General features: G+C 65.1%; 2 protein-coding genes. Both read right to left on the bottom strand.

The window, feature by feature from the left end; translation table 11 throughout:
* Nucleotides 1-81: 81 nt before the first annotated feature.
* The gene (locus JCM19049_RS16630; RefSeq protein WP_054822081.1) at nucleotides 82-330 is read right to left on the bottom strand and encodes an HGxxPAAW family protein; all 249 of its coding nucleotides are present in this window, start codon (nucleotides 328-330) and stop codon (nucleotides 82-84) included.
* Nucleotides 331-485: 155 nt separating this feature from the next.
* Nucleotides 486-694 (bottom strand): Trp biosynthesis-associated membrane protein (locus JCM19049_RS16625; protein ID WP_279403473.1); only part of this gene is annotated, 209 nt, incomplete at its 5' end.

Raw genomic sequence — 694 nt, 5'->3', positions numbered from 1 at the left:
ATCGCCTCAAGGCCGGTACGTGCACGTCGGGCGTCCAGGTCTTCCCGGACGCCCGCAATGATTTCGTCGAGAACGCTCAACTTAGTGGTGTGCTCCGCTGCGCGAGCCGCCCACGCCGTAGCCGGCCTTGCGCATGATCCAGCCGACCACCAGACCCAGCAGGATCACGCCGCAGCTGATGTACACCAGCAGGTGGGCGTGGTTGGCGAAGGCGATTCCGCCCACGATGGCACCGACCATCATGATGATGACAGCCGTCCAGGCTGCGATCGAGTTACCGTGTCCAACCTCTTCGGCAAAGATCGGGTCGATCTCGGTCTTCTGCGACATAACGGAACGTCTCCTTGGTTTTCTACCCATGTCCGCGCGGTGGCCCGGGCGGATCCTTAAGCTTCCTGCTCTATTCTGCCACCAGTTCACACCGATGACACATTTGGGGGCAATCGTGTTGCCCACCGCCGCGGCCCTCCGCCGCGGAGCGCGAATCAGCGCCCGGACTCGGTGGGATCATCCCCCGCCGAGAGCTGCTCCCAGTCCGAGATGCGGTCGTTGCGCGGGGATTCGCCGGTGGGTTGCGCCTCGGAGCGCACCCGGTCGTACTTGGTGGTCTTGGACCAGTGGCCGGCGGCCAGCAGCACGCAGATGCCCTGCAGCACGATCAGCGCCCCGGCCACCGCAACCACCATCGGCCACG

It is taken from the genome of Arthrobacter sp. JCM 19049, assembly GCF_001310435.1.
This window is presented reverse-complemented; position numbering and strand designations above follow the sequence as displayed.